Source organism: Frankia sp. CcMO1 (assembly GCF_977945845.1).
The window spans coordinates 1-12867 of the sequence record NZ_CDWTMG010000134.1 but is presented as its reverse complement, the minus strand read 5'-3'; the positions used below and the strand labels follow the sequence as shown (position 1 = coordinate 12867).

At 72.0% G+C, this 12867-nt stretch carries 8 protein-coding genes; 6 read left to right on the top strand and 2 right to left on the bottom strand.

Annotated elements, in window-relative coordinates; all coding sequences use genetic code 11:
* Positions 1-191 precede the first annotated feature (191 nt).
* The 6 genes from AC08OU_RS15835 (at position 192) to AC08OU_RS15810 (ending at position 9854) form a co-directional block, all read left to right on the top strand.
* Positions 192-1334 carry a redox-sensing transcriptional repressor Rex gene (locus AC08OU_RS15835; protein WP_462187878.1) on the top strand — a complete coding sequence of 381 codons (1143 nt, stop codon included), beginning with the start codon at positions 192-194 and terminating at the stop codon, positions 1332-1334.
* Positions 1331-2752 (top strand): glutamyl-tRNA reductase, encoded by a 1422-nt coding sequence (locus tag AC08OU_RS15830; protein ID WP_462187877.1) that lies wholly within the window; start codon positions 1331-1333, stop codon positions 2750-2752. The genes AC08OU_RS15835 and AC08OU_RS15830 overlap by 4 nt, the downstream gene beginning before the upstream one ends.
* Positions 2749-3921 carry a hydroxymethylbilane synthase gene (hemC, locus tag AC08OU_RS15825; protein WP_476605215.1) on the top strand — a complete coding sequence of 391 codons (1173 nt, stop codon included), beginning with the start codon at positions 2749-2751 and terminating at the stop codon, positions 3919-3921. The genes AC08OU_RS15830 and hemC overlap by 4 nt, the downstream gene beginning before the upstream one ends.
* A gap of 2 nt (positions 3922-3923) precedes the next feature.
* Positions 3924-5747 (top strand): bifunctional uroporphyrinogen-III C-methyltransferase/uroporphyrinogen-III synthase, encoded by a 1824-nt coding sequence (locus AC08OU_RS15820; RefSeq protein WP_476605214.1) that lies wholly within the window; start codon positions 3924-3926, stop codon positions 5745-5747.
* The gene (hemB, locus tag AC08OU_RS15815) at positions 5744-6766 is read left to right on the top strand and encodes a porphobilinogen synthase (protein ID WP_476605213.1); all 1023 of its coding nucleotides are present in this window, start codon (positions 5744-5746) and stop codon (positions 6764-6766) included. The genes AC08OU_RS15820 and hemB overlap by 4 nt, the downstream gene beginning before the upstream one ends.
* A gap of 307 nt (positions 6767-7073) precedes the next feature.
* Positions 7074-9854, top strand: a complete 2781-nt coding sequence (locus AC08OU_RS15810) for a heavy metal translocating P-type ATPase (protein WP_476605212.1) — start codon at positions 7074-7076, stop codon at positions 9852-9854.
* Between the two features lie 48 nt (positions 9855-9902).
* Here AC08OU_RS15810 and AC08OU_RS15805 read toward each other — a convergent pair whose 3' ends face one another.
* Together AC08OU_RS15805 and AC08OU_RS15800 are read right to left on the bottom strand one after the other, a co-directional pair.
* Entirely contained in the window at positions 9903-11432 is a 1530-nt protein-coding gene (locus AC08OU_RS15805) for a methionine--tRNA ligase (RefSeq protein ID WP_462187880.1), read from the bottom strand.
* 505 nt (positions 11433-11937) lie between these two features.
* A complete protein-coding gene (locus AC08OU_RS15800) occupies positions 11938-12510 on the bottom strand; it encodes an SAM-dependent methyltransferase (protein WP_476605216.1) in 573 nt (190 codons plus the stop codon).
* Between the last annotated feature and the right edge of the window lie 357 nt (positions 12511-12867).

Genomic DNA, 12867 nt, shown 5'->3' with positions numbered 1-12867 from the left:
CGACAGATCAAGATCCGGTTCTCCTCAGCACTTCGTGAATCCCTTCACGAAGTCGTACACTGCCCGAGGACAGCCGACTTGTGGCGCCGACTACCGTACGCTGGGACTACCGCACGCCGGGTGTCGGCGGGGCCACGGATTCGGGCCCATAGCTCCGGGCGTAACCGCGCGCCTAGAGATCGGAGCCGCGGATGAGTCAGCCACGGCGTCGCCCGGCGGTGATCCGGCGACGCACACGTAGTGACGCGGCTTCCAGGCGTTCCTCCGAGGTTCCGGAGGCGACGGTCGCGCGGCTTCCGCTCTACCTCCGGGTGCTGGCGACACTGGCGGAAAGCGGGGTTCACACTGTGTCTTCGGACACGCTCGCGGCCGCCGCCGGAGTCACTCCGGCCAAGGTCCGCAAGGATCTGTCCCATCTCGGTTCCTACGGCACGCGGGGCGTCGGCTACGAGGTGGATGTCCTGCTCGACTGCATCGCCGCGAAACTGGGCCTCACCGAGGACAGAGCGGTCGTGCTGGTGGGAGTCGGCAACCTCGGCCACGCCCTGGCGGGTTACGGCGGCTTTTATGCCAGGGGCTTTCGGATTGTGGCCCTGGTCGACGCGGATCCCGAGCGGGTCGGCGAGCGGGTCGGTGAGGTTGTCGTCAGTCCCGTCGACGATCTCGAACAGGTGATCGTCCAGGGTCAGGTCACGATTGGGATGATCTGCACGCCGGCCGCCGCGGCGCAGGGGGTGTGTGATCGTCTGGTCGCTGCCGGGGTCACCAGCATTCTCAACTTCGCTCCCACGGTGCTTTCGGTACCCGACGGTGTGGACGTGCGTAAAGTCGACCTCGCCGTGGAACTGCAGATCCTCTCGTTCCATGAAGCACGCAAACATCCGTCGCCGGCACGGGACACATCACCGAGACGGGGCGCGAGATCCACACCGGGCGCCGGCTCCGGGCGTGACGCCGTGCCGGTGCGCCGGGCGCGCTCGGCGCGGCGGGCGCCCTCGGCCCGCGAGGCGGTGCCAGGCGGCGACGACGTCCTCGCCGCGCGGGGGGTGACGGGCCTGGACGGGGTGACGAGCGCGGACGGGACGGAGCCCTCCGCGGACAGGCTGGAGACCGATGCGGATGAGGTCGTGCGGGTGACTCGGCAAGTAGGCGTGACTCGTCCGGCGGGGGCAGCTCGTCCGGCCGGGATGGCTCGGGACGGTCGGCCGACCCGGGATGATCGGGAGGGGGAACCGGGTGCGGCGCGCTTGGAGCACACCCCGGCGCCTGGATCGCCGACCCACAGGACGCTGCCGGCCGCGGGATCGCTGATGGCCGGAGGTGAGGCGTCGTGAGCCTCCTGGTGGTCGGGCTCAACCACCAGACCGCGCCCACGTCGTTGCTCGAACGCACCTCGGTCTCGGCCGAGGAGGTCCCGAAGGTCCTGCACGATCTGGCCGAGGGCACCCACGTCAGCGAGGCGGTGGTGCTCTCGACGTGTAACCGCATCGAGATCTATGCCGAGGTCGAGACCTTCCACGGCGGAGTCGCCGACATCTCCGACCAGCTCAGCCGGATCTGTGGGATCGACCTCGGTAATCTCGCCGGCCACCTGTACGTCCACCACGAGGCGCGGGCCATCGGGCACCTGTTCTCGGTAGTGTGCGGCCTGGACTCCATGCTCGTCGGGGAGAGCCAGATCCTCGGTCAGGTACGCACGGCCTTCCGGGCCGGTCAGGCCGCCGGGGTGGCGGGCAGCGCGCTGTCCGGCCTGTTCCAGGCCGCGCTGCGGGTCGGCAAGCGGGCCCACTCCGAGACGTCCATCGATGCCGCTGGCGCATCCATCGTCTCGGTGGGTGTCCGGTTGGCCGCCTCCGGTCTGGGCCTCCACAGCGAGGTTCCGGCCGTGCCGGTGGCGCCGCCGGGTGGGCGGGCGCTGGACGGGGGAGGAGCCGCGGCCGAGGGACCGCGGCCCGCCGTGACGTCCGAACCCCCGCCGTTGGCCGGGGCCCGGGTGCTGCTCATCGGTGCCGGCGCGGTGGGATCGCTGGCCGCGCAGACCGTCCGGCGAGCCGGTGCCGGGGAGGTCGTGATCGCGAACCGGACCGCCGCCCGGGCGGCCCGCGTCGCCGAGGCCCACGAGGCCCGGGTCGTCGGTCTCACCGACCTGGCCCACGAGATCACCATGGCGGACCTGGTGATCTCCTCGACCGGCGCGAGCGGTCTCGTTGTCGAGCACGAGCTGGTTGCCGCGGCCTTGCCCGGCCGGGCAAGGCGCCCGCTGGTTTTCCTCGATCTGGCCCTGCCGCACGACATCGACCCGGGGGTGCGCGAGCTGCCCGGGGTGAGTCTGATCGACCTGGACGCACTGCGCATCGCGCTGGACGGCGCCCAGGTGACGCACGATGTGGAGGCGGTCCGCGCGCTGGTCGCCGCCGAGGTCGCGAGCTTCCTCGACCGCCGGCAGGCGGGCCGGGTGGCGCCGACCGTCGTCGCGCTGCGGGCCCACGCCGCCGCTGTGGTGCGTAGCGAGCTCGCCCGGTTGCACACCCGCCTGCCCGACCTCGACGATCGGGAGTGGAGCCTGGTGGAGGGCTCGGTCCGGCGCGTCGTCGACAAGCTGCTGCACGCCCCGACCGTGCGGGTGCAGGAGCTGGCCGGGGCGCCCGGCGGAGACGCCTACGCCGAGGCCCTGCGGGAACTGTTCGATCTGCCGCGGGAGGTGCCCGCCGTGGTGTCCGCGCCTGACCTTGATCTGCTGGAGCGTTCGTGACGGGGATCGACCCGACGAGTACCGACCCGACGAGTACCGATCCGACGAGCATCGGCGCGGCGAGTACCGGCGCCGACCTGCTGGCCCGTTTCGCCGGCCGCCGGCTGCGGCTGGGAACGCGGCGCTCGGCGCTGGCGCTGGCCCAGTCCGGGACGGTCGCCGCCACCCTGCGGGCGCGGGTGGGCTGCGCCGTCGAGCTGGTGCCGATTGTCACGGCGGGGGACCGCTCGTCGGGGGAGATCAGCCAGATCGGCGGGACCGGCGTCTTCGTCAGCGCGCTGCGCGACGCCCTGCTGTCTGGTGAGATCGACCTGGCGGTCCACTCGTTGAAGGACCTTCCAACGGCCACCCCACCCGGTCTGGTGCTCGCCGCGGTCCCGCCGCGGGCGGACCCCCGGGACGTGCTGGTCGCCCCGAGCGGGCGGCGCCTGGCCGAGCTCAGGGCCGGCGCCCGGATCGCGACCGGATCTCCGCGTCGCGCCGCGCAGCTGTGTGCTCTCGGCCTCGGGCTGGAGGTCGTCACGATCCGCGGCAATGTCGACACCCGGTTGAAGAAGGCCATCGACGGTGAGGTGGACGCGGTCGTCCTCGCGCACGCCGGGCTGGCGCGGCTCGACCGGCTCGATGCCGTCACCGAGATCCTCGAACCCACGGTGATGCTGCCCGCGCCCGGTCAGGGAGCCCTGGCGATCGAGTGCACGGGCGGTGCCGGGCTCGTCGTGGCCGGCCCGGCGCGCGCTCTGGTGCCCGCCGCGGCGGGTTCGGGTCCCGCTGCGGGACAAACCGGTGGCGAAACGTGGTCAGATGGCGGCCAGCCCGTCGATACGGGCCTCGCCGAGCTGCTACGGTTTGTGCTCGATGACGCATCGTCGTCCGTCGCGGTCAGAGCGGAACGCGCGTTCCTCGCCGGCATCGAAGCTGGTTGTACTGCCCCGGTCGGCGCCTTGGCCGAGCTTCTTCCGGAGCCGGCCGAAAGAGCTGCGGCGGAGGCCGGCGGTGCGCCTCCCGCGGGTCGTCTGTGCCTGCGGGCGGTCGTCGCCGCGCCGGACGGAAGCGATGTCCTCCGGCGTGACGTCACCGGATCCGCCGTCGACCCGGAGGCGCTCGGGCAGCGCCTCGCGGACGACATGCTGTCCGCCGGAGCACACTCGCTGATGGGAACCCGCTGAGCATGGCCACCCGACGAACGAAGAAGCCCGTCTCCCCGGTCGCCCTGGTGGGTGCCGGACCACGTGATCCCGGACTGCTCACCGTCCTCGCGGTCGAGACCCTGGCCGCCGCCGACCTGGTGGTGGCCGATCCCGAGGTGGCGCCGGCGGTGGTGGAGAACCTCACCGCCGAAGTGCTGCGCATTGGCGACCTCGAGGCGCCGAAGCCGGTCCGTGACGCGGAGGCGGCGACCGCCGCGGTGGTGAGCAGGGCCCGTGCCGGTGACAAGGTGGTCCGGCTCTACGCCTCCGATCCGTGGCTGACTCGCATCGGCGCCGCGGACGCCCAGGCGCTCGCGAAGGCCAAGATCCCCTATCGGGTGGTGCCCGGCATCCTCACTGGCGCCGCGGTCGCGACCTACGCCGGGGTCGCCCCGGGCGCGCCGGTCACCTTCGCCAGCACCTCCGGGGTCTTCTCGTCGTCGGGCACCGTGCCGGCGTCCTCGCCGTTCGGCGGGAGCGAGCCGGTGGGTCCGCTCACCGGTCCTCCGTTCGGGGCCTCGCGGCTGGGCGGGCGGCCGATCGCCGGTCTCGGGGGCGGGCTCGGCGGTGGCCTGGGAACCGGCGGGTTCGGCTCGCCGCTGGGCCTCGGTGCCCCGGGCGGCTTCGGCGGGTTCGGTGCGCCCATCTCCTCCCCCGGCGACCTGGACTGGGGTGCCCTCGCCCAGACCCCGGGCACCCTCGTGGTCACGGCGGCGCCGACGGAGGTCGGCAAGGTCGCGGCGGCGCTCGTCGAGCACGGGCGGCCCGGTGACACCCCGATCGCGGTGACCGTGGACGGCACCACCACCGACCAGCGCACCGTCACCTCGACGCTTGATCGGGTCGAGGTGGACACGGCACCGCTGTTGACCGCGGCCCCCACCCCGATCACCCAGGTCGTGCTGTCCATCGGCTCGGTGGTCGCGACCCGCAGCAAGTTGTCCTGGTGGGAGACCCGGGCGCTGTTCGGCTGGACGGTGCTGGTCCCGCGGACCAAGGAACAGGCGGCGATCCTGTCCGACCTGCTGCGTTCGCACGGCGCAAGCCCGCTGGAGGTGCCGACGATCGCTGTCGAGCCCCCGCGGACCGCCGCCCCGATGGAGCGCGCGATCACCGGTCTGGTCTCCGGGCGCTACCAGTGGGTGGCCTTCACCTCGGTCAACGCGGTCAAGGCGGTGCAGGAGAAGGTCGAGGAACGCAGCCTCGACGCCCGCGCGTTCGCGGGGGTCAAGGTTGCGGCGATCGGCGAGGCGACGGCCGACGCGCTGCGCACCTTCGGTATCCGGCCCGATCTCGTCCCGTCCGGGCAGCAGTCCAGCGAGGGGCTGCTGGCGGACTGGCCGGACTTCGACGACACCCTCGACCTGCTCGACCGGGTGCTGCTGCCGCGCGCCGACATCGCCACCGAGACCCTGGTCGCCGGCCTGAAGGAACGCGGCTGGCAGGTCGATGACGTGACGGCCTACCGCACCGTGCGTGCGGCTCCGCCGCCCGCCTCCATCCGGGAGGCGCTGAAGGGCGGCCGGGTCGACGCGGTCGTCTTCACCTCGTCCTCGACCGTGCGCAACCTGGTCGGCATCGCCGGCAAGCCCCACGAGACGACGGTGATCGCCGTGATCGGTCCGGCGACGGCCGCCACTGCCCAGGAGCTCGGGCTGCGCGTCGACGTGCAGGCTCCGGAGGCGTCCATCCCCGCCCTTGTCGGGGCGCTGGCGGAGTTCGCTGCCGAACACCGGGAAGAGCTCGGGAAGATCGGGCCGCTCGCCGCGCGGTTGCCGAAGCCACGGCGAGGCTCGCGGCGGTGAGGGTGCCGGCCCGGGGGAACGGGGCCGCAGCCGGATACCCGACGGCACGTCCCCGCCGGCTGCGCCGCTCGCCCGCGCTGCGCCGGCTGGTCTCGAACGTGCGGTTGCATCCGTCCGACCTGGTGCTGCCGATGTTCGTCAAGGAGGGCGTGGCCGATCCCGTTCCGCTGGCCTCGATGCCCGGTGTCGTCCAGCACACCCGCTCCTCGCTGCGGGAGGCGGCCGTCGAGGCCGTCGAGGCCGGCGTGGGCGGGCTCATCCTGTTCGGTGTGCCCGCGGAGAAGGATGCCCGCGGCTCGGCCGCCGACGACCCGGACGGCATCGTCCAGCTCGCGCTCGCCGATCTCGTCGCCGAGGTCGGTGGCGACGTCGTCCTGATGACGGACCTGTGCCTGGACGAGTACACCGACCACGGGCACTGCGGTCTGCTCACCGGCTCCGGGGAGGTCGACAACGACGCCACCCTGGCGCGCTACGGCGCGATCGCCGTGGCGCAGGCCCGTGCGGGTGCCGAGGTCGTCGCGCCGAGCGGGATGATGGACGGCCAGGTCGGCGCGATCCGGGCCGCGCTGGACGCGGAGGGCTTCATCGACCTGCCGATCCTCGCCTACTCGGTGAAGTATGCCTCGGCGTTCTACGGGCCGTTTCGCGAGGCTGCCGAGTGCGCCCCGCAGTTCGGGGACCGGACCGGTTACCAGCAGGATCCGGTCCGCTCGGCCGAGGAGGCCCGGCGCGAGGTCGCGCTCGACCTTGCCGAGGGCGCGGACGCGGTGATGGTGAAACCGGCGCTGGCCTACCTGGACGTGCTGCGGGCGGTGGCCGACACAGTGGACGTACCGGTGGCGGCCTACCAGGTGTCGGGCGAGTACGCGATGGTGGAGGCTGCCGCGGCGGCCGGGTGGATTGACCGGGACCGGGCGATCGACGAGACGCTGACCGCGATCTCCCGGGCCGGGGCGGACATCATCTTGACCTACTGGGCCACCGAGGTCGCCCGCCGCCTGGCCGCCTCCCGCTGACCGTCCCTCGCGGCGGCGGTTCCTCAACGTCGACGGTTCGCCACGGTGGTGCCGGGAGTCCGGCGTTCGTGGAAAGCGTCCGTTAGGTTGCTCAGGGTGGGGGCTGCGCGTCGCGGCCTTCCCGTGTCGGCGTGGGCGGGATCTCTCCCGTGATGATCGACCATGGGTTCGGAAGGTACCCCCACCGGGTACCGGTACACTATGCGGGGGGAGGGTATGTTCGGAGGGTCGGACGGGTGCCGGTGGCCGGTGGGATGGGCAGATCCATCGGGACCGGGGCGGCTTACACGAGGAGACGAGAACGGCCATGACGACCGCCTACACGGTGGCCGGGATGACCTGCCAGCACTGCGTCCGATCCGTGACCGAGGAGCTCGCGCGGCTGCCGACCGTGTCGGACGTCGCCGTGGATCTGGCCGAGGGCCGGGTCACTCTCGTCAGCGACGGCGTCGTCGAGGACGGCGCCGTCCGGGAGGCTGTTGCGGAGGCTGGATACGAGCTTGTCGGGCGGGCGTATCGCTTCGGTGGTGCCAACGGTGCCGGTGGCCGGCGGGTGTGTCCGGTCCCACGGTCCGCGACCGGCAGTACCTTCCAGCCCGCTGTAAGGGGAGATCTGATGACCACTCTCGACGTCGGAACGGGTCACCCCGCGCGGATCGAGCTCGCGATCGGCGGGATGACCTGCTCGTCGTGCGCCGCGCGGGTGGAACGCAAACTCAACAGGATGGACGGCGTCACCGCTTCGGTGAACTACGCCACCGAGAAGGCCACCGTCACCCTCGCGGATACCGAAGCCCCCGCGGTCTGTCTCGATGATCTGATCCGCACGGTACAGGCCGCGGGATACTCCGCGACCCCGGTCCGGGGTGGGCCGGGTGCGGCCGGCACTGACACCGCGGCCGGCACCGCGGCCGGCACTGACACCGCGGCCGAGTATGCGACTGGTGCGGCGGAGGCCGAGGACGGCGGCGGCACGCAGGACGACGCGCCCGGCGCGGCGCTGCGGGCGCTACGCGTCCGGCTGGCTGGCTCGGCGACGCTCGCCGTGCCGGTGATCGCACTGGCCATGGTGCCCGCCTGGCAGTTCGACTACTGGCAGTGGGTCTCGCTGGCCTTGGCGACGCCGGTCGTGCTCTGGGGAGGCTGGCCGTTCCACCGGGCCGCGGGCCGGGGCGCCCGGCATGGGGTCGCGACGATGGACACCCTGGTCTCCCTCGGAACGCTGGCCGCCTTCGTCTGGTCGCTGTACGCCCTGTTCCTGGGCGGAGCGGGCGAACCGGGGATGCGGCACTCGTTCTCGTTCACCGGCGGCTTCCCGGGCCCGGAAGCCTCGGCCGGCGAGATCGGCCACTCGGGGAGTGGCCACGGCACCGGCGGGAGTGCCCACGGCGGCGCGGGCACAGCCCTCTACCTGGAGGTCGCCGCCGGGGTGACGGTGTTCCTGCTCACCGGCCGATTCCTGGAGTCACGTGCCCGCCGGCGTTCCGGCGCGGCCCTGCGGGCGCTGCTCCACCTCGGGGCAAAGGACGTCACCGTGCTGCGCGACCGGCCGGCGGACGGTGCGCGGGGGACTGGCCCGCGGCGGGTCGAGGAGCGGATCCCGGTCGAGGCGCTGCGGATCGGGGACGAGTTCGTCGTCCGCCCGGGCGAGAAGATCGCCACCGACGGCGTCGTGCTCGACGGGCTGTCGGCGGTGGACGCGAGCATGGTCACCGGCGAGTCGGTGCCCGTCGAGGTCGCCCCGGGTGACGCGGTCGTCGGGGCGACGGTGAACGCCGGCGGGCGGCTTGTGGTCCGGGCCACCCGGGTCGGCGCCGACACGCAGCTGGCGCGCATCGCCCGGCTCGTGACGGAGGCCCAGAGTGGCAAGGCCCGCGTCCAGCGCCTCGCCGACCGGGTCTCGGCGGTGTTCGTTCCGGTGGTGATCGGAATCGCGCTCGTCACCCTCGGGGTCTGGCTGGCTCTCGGGCAGCCGGCGACCGACGCCTTCACCGCGGCCGTCGCCGTGTTGATCATCGCCTGCCCCTGCGCGCTGGGCCTGGCCACGCCGACGGCGCTGCTGGTCGGGACGGGACGCGGTGCGCAGGTGGGCATCCTCATCCGCGGCCCGGAGGTGCTGGAGTCGACGCGGCGGGTCCAGACCGTCCTACTCGACAAAACCGGCACGGTGACCAGCGGGCGGATGCAGGTTGTCGCGGTGCTGCCGGCTCCCGGCGAGGACGCCGCCGAGGTGCTCCGGCTCGCCGCGGCGGTGGAGGAGGCGAGCGAGCACCCCATCGCCCGGGCGATCGCTGACGTGGCTGGGGAGCACGCGGTGGCCGCCGGTGTGCTGCCGCCGGTCGCGGACTTCGCGAACACCGCGGGCCTCGGCGTGCGCGGCACCGTGGAGGGGCATGCGGTGCTCGTCGGGCGGCCCCGGGTGTTCGCGGAACTCCCGGGCGCGCTCGCCGCCGAGCTGGACCGGGAACGGGCCGCCGGGCACACCGCCGTCGTGGTCGGCTGGGACGGCCGTCCCCGCGGACTGATCAGCGTCGCCGACACGGTGAAGCCCACCGCGGCCGCGGCCGTCGCCGATCTGCGTCGGCTCGGGCTGCACCCGGTCCTGCTGACCGGGGACGCCGAGGCGGTCGCCCGGTCCGTCGCCGCCGAGGTCGGCATCGCGGCCGAGGACGTCATCGCCGAGGTCCTGCCCGAGGAGAAGGTCGCGGCGGTCCGTCGCTTGCAGGCGCAGGGCCGGGTCGTGGCCATGGTGGGCGACGGGGTGAACGACGCCGCCGCGCTCGCCCAGGCCGATCTGGGCCTGGCGATGGGCGGCGGCACTGACGCGGCGATCGAGGCGTCGGATCTGACGCTCGTCAACGCGGATCCCTGCCTGGTGGCGGATGCCATCCGACTGTCGCGCGCCACCCTGCGCACGATCAAGGGCAATCTGTTCTGGGCGTTCGCCTACAACGTGGCCGGGCTGCCGCTTGCCGCGACCGGTCTGCTCAACCCAATGATCGCGGGGGCGGCGATGGCGTTCAGCTCCGTCTTTGTCGTCACGAACAGTCTGCGGCTGCGGCGTTTCACCGCACTGCGTCCGGCCTGAGCGGGCCCGGCCTGAGCGGGCCCGGCCGGATCGGTTCCGCGGCGTCGGTCAGGTCGTGGCCGGTTCGGCCGGCGGGGCCTCCAGGCGCGGGAACACCGGGCTGGGATCGGCGGTCCGCGGCCCGCCGTCGCCGCACTGCGCGGCGATGCGCGGTGCCGAATCGGGCAGGAAGGGCGCGAGGTGCTCCGCCAGTTCCCGGCACGTGGCGACCAGTTCGGCGAGGACTGCGTCGAGGGCGTCGCGCGACGCTCCCTCCTTGCGCTCCGCCTTCGCGAGCTCCCAGGGCCGGGCGGCCTCCACGTAGCGGTTACCCTCGTCGCCGATCCTCGTGATGACCTCGGCTGCCCGGCGGAAGTCGAAGGCGGCGAAGGCGTCGTCGATTGTCCGGGGGGCCTCGTCGCGCACCGCCCGCAGCTGGGCGGCCGCGGGATTGTCGGGGGCGGGCGGGGGAATGAGCCCGTCCCGGTACCGCTTCACCATCGACACGGTCCGGTTGACCAGGTTGCCGATGTTGTTGGCGAGGTCCTCGTTCGCGCGGGTCACGAGCCGTTCGGTCGTGTAGTCGGTGTCGCCGGCTCGGGCGACGTCGCGCAGCATCCACCACCGCAGCGCGTCGGTGTTGAAGGCGGCGACGATGTCGGCGGGATCCTCGGCGTTGCCGGCCGACTTGCTGATCTTCATGCCGTCGGCGGTGAGATATTCGTGCACGAAGATGGTGTCGGGCAGGCGCACCCCGGCCGAGAGCAGCATCGCCGGCCAGTAGACGGCGTGAAAGCGGATGATGCCCTTGCCGATGACGTGCACTCGCCTGTCGGCGTCGTTCCACCAGTGCTGGAAGCTGTCGTCGTCGTTGCCGTACCCGGGGGCGGTGATGTAGTTCCCGAGTGCGTCGAACCACACGTAGATGACCTGCTCGGGGTCGCCGGGGACCGGAATACCCCAGCCGCGGGCCCGGCTCATGCTCCGCGACGCGCTGAAGTCCTCCAGACCGGCCTCGATGAAGGACAGTACCTCCCGCTTGCGGGCGGCGGGCTCGATGCGCAGCCGGTCGGCGGAGATGAGCTCGTGGAGCTGGTCCTGATAGCGGCTCAACCGGAAGAACCAGTTGCTCTCCTCCACCAGGTCGGGAACGGTCCCGTGTTCCGGACAGCGGCCGCCCACCAGCTCGTCGGGCTGGTAGAACAGCTCGCATCCCACGCAGTACAGACCGGCGTAGGTCTTGCGGTAGAAGTCTCCGCGGTCGGCGCAGGCCGACCACAGCTTCTCGACTCCCGGCCGATGGCGGGGGTCCGTGCTCGTCTTGATGAAATCGTCGAACGAGAGGCCCAACGGACCGCGAAGGCCCACGAACCCGGTGGCGACCCGCTCGACGTACTCGGCGGGTGTGATCCCCTCGGCCTCGGCCGCCTGGACGTTCTTCAGGGCGTTGTCGTCGGTGCCGGTCTGGAACCGGACCTCGTGGCCGCGCTGACGAAGATGACGTGCGTACGCATCGGTCTCGATCAGTTCGAGAGCGTGACCTACGTGCGGCTTGCCGTTGACGTACGGAATCGCCGTCGTCACGAAGTAGCGGCCCATCTGGTGTGAGTCCTTCCGCCCCGGTAGCAGCCTCACCGACGAGGCTCCGTCAGGGCCTCATCGGTCAGTCTGTCAAGACGCGCGGAAGAGGCCGGACGGCATGTGCATCATCATCCGGCTGGCCGGCGTCTCGGCCGTGGCATGTGTCCTCGACAGAGGGTGAATCCTACGCGACCTCGCACCCGGTAGCCCCCGGGGAGCGAGGTGGGAGTAGCGGATCCGGAGTACAGATCTTCTGCCGGCGCCGGCGCCGGCCCGTCCCGACCCGCTCGCCGCGCCGACCGCCGCGCCGGGAACGTTGGCGGCGAGATCATCCGCGGGATGCGGCACCGCCGTCGGCGGGGTGGTCGCCGCGGCGACCGTGCGAAGCCCGCTGCCCGGGCCGCGCTCCGTTCGGCGGACACCGCGGCCAGGCTTTCGGGTCCTCAGGCAGCCTGACGAGACCCATACCATCCTGCCGTGAGTGCCGAACGCGGCGGGGCCGCCGGTCCGGCGGCGTGGCATGTTACCGCTTCCGGGTAATGCCGCCGTACATGTGCACGTGAGCATCGTCCACGGCGGCGAGCTCGTCAGGGTGCCAGTGGTTGACAAGCACCACGCTGGGGTCGAGTATTTCCAGCCCATCGAAGAACTGCTCGACCCAGGCCCTGTCTCGGGCGACGAGCGGAATACCACTGGCGTTGTATGCGGCCACCCCGACACGAACCTCCTCGGGCGCACTGTCAGCCGTGCAGGTGGACAGAGCCAGGATGCTGCCTGTCGGAAGCGGACGCATGAGCCGGCCGACGAGGTCCTTGACGACGGCGTCGTCGGCGATGAAATGTATGACCGCGACAGGCTGGGCCAGGTCGAGCGTTTCCCGCAGCTGCTTCAGACGCCAGGATCTTCTCCGGGGCGTGGAAGTCAGCGTCGAGATACGCGGTCCGACCCTCGGGGCGCTGGTGAGTAGGGCCCGGGCGTGCACCAGCACGATCGGTACCACCCCCGGGTTGCACACGTAGACAAGGGGGCTGTGAGCGGCGCGACGCGAGCAACTGCCGGCTGATCTTCCTGGAGTCGGGGCCGGCGATACCCGGATTAACTGGTTTGACGCCGCCGGGCGGGCGGGCTAGTTTGGCGGCAGTTCGTCGGGGAGCGGCCCGACGCCTTGCGTGGAGGAAGCCATGGTTGCCCCGGGTCTTGTCCCGGGCCACCGGACACCGCCGGCCTGGATGGCGTGGTGGTGATCGAGGTCGACTGCTGACCAGCGTCGGACCTCGGTGTGCCTGGTGACATCAATTTTTCGTGTTGATGTACTCCATGAGGAGCTTCTGGCGTTGTCAAATGATATCTCGTCTGCGTGGTACGCGGACTTCTTTACCGAACTTCCGAACGAGTTCTGGCGGCGGGCGGCGTCGCCCGAAATGACCGCGGCTGACGTCGAGTTCATCGAGGC

Excerpts from the sequence above, each read along its gene's own strand:
- AC08OU_RS15835 (WP_462187878.1), top strand. The coding sequence starts at position 192 with ATGAGTCAGCCACGGCGTCGCCCGGCGGTGATCCGGCGACGCACACGT.
- AC08OU_RS15820 (WP_476605214.1), top strand. The coding sequence starts at position 3,924 with ATGGCCACCCGACGAACGAAGAAGCCCGTCTCCCCGGTCGCCCTGGTG.
- AC08OU_RS15810 (WP_476605212.1), top strand. The coding sequence starts at position 7,074 with ATGACGACCGCCTACACGGTGGCCGGGATGACCTGCCAGCACTGCGTC.
- AC08OU_RS15805 (WP_462187880.1), bottom strand. The coding sequence starts at position 11,432 with ATGGGCCGCTACTTCGTGACGACGGCGATTCCGTACGTCAACGGCAAG.